Here is a 993-nt window from a genome sequence, read left to right as displayed (position 1 = left end):
TTTTGAAGTACTTGAAAGAGGCCGGATTGGTCATGGGCAAAAGCTACGCAACAACCCTAACTCGCTCAACCAAAGTTCTTCTGACAAGACCCTTCTTAGAGCTTGAGACTGCGGTTGACGAAGCGGGAGCTACTCCAATCGCATCGATAGATCATTCGCGTCTGGCCAAAGCGGAAGATGTGGAAACGCCAGCATCCCGTGTGCTCATTTTCTCTGATCCAGAGATAAACACGCCCATTCTGAAAGAGAACGTGCGAGCAGGTCTGGACCTTCCTTTTCGCGTTCTTTCCTTCGATCAGGATGGTCGTCCACAGATCGCCTATACAGACTCCCAGTTTCTCAAAGTCCGGCATGGGCTCACTAACGCCTCTTCGTTGCGTACATTTCAGAGCAAGATGCTCGAAGTTATGAACGACTTGGATGCAACACCAGCGCCAACCAACGGGTTGTTTACCGACTATGGGGTCATCGAGCTGCGATCTCAGCTCAGCGTACCAGAGGCAGTTGAACGTCTCAGGGCAGCTGTGAAGGGGCAGGACGATACTGTCTGGTTTGGAGAAATCGATTTTGCGACCGAAGCGTCCCAACTCGGGGTGGAACTGCCGGATGCAGTTCTCTTATTGTTCGGCGGACCAGCACCCGGTGGCGTGGCTATGGCGGGCTTTCCGGCAATTGGTTTGGATGCCTTTTGCCAAAAACTATTGGTTTACGCGAATGAAGAAGGCGGCTCCGTAGTCATTTTCAATGACATCGCTGCTTTGGCGGAGTTGCACTACGGTTCTTCAGCCGAACCTCATCACGGTTTGAACAAACGGCTTACCGCAACATTTCGCACGGCAATTGAGTAGCCGCTGTTTGGAAGACGCAATTGCAACCCACTACCGGTTGGCCATCTTTTCGTCGTCCGCTTTGGGCTTATTTTGTTGAAAAACTCATCCTTGATCGCCGCATGAACTGCTGATTCAATTCTTCCAATGGGCTGGAGGATTGGCG

1 protein-coding gene is annotated in these 993 nt (G+C 51.6%); it reads left to right on the top strand.

What is annotated here, in order from left to right:
• Positions 1-848: DUF302 domain-containing protein (locus tag ACR0JA_RS23635; protein ID WP_480580413.1), on the top strand; the 848-nt coding region annotated here is incomplete at its 5' end.
• Between the last annotated feature and the right edge of the window lie 145 nt (positions 849-993).

Source organism: Ruegeria sp. AM4 (assembly GCF_056540665.1).
The sequence above is the reverse complement of the archived record's forward strand: the minus strand, read 5'-3'. Positions and strand labels throughout refer to the sequence as shown.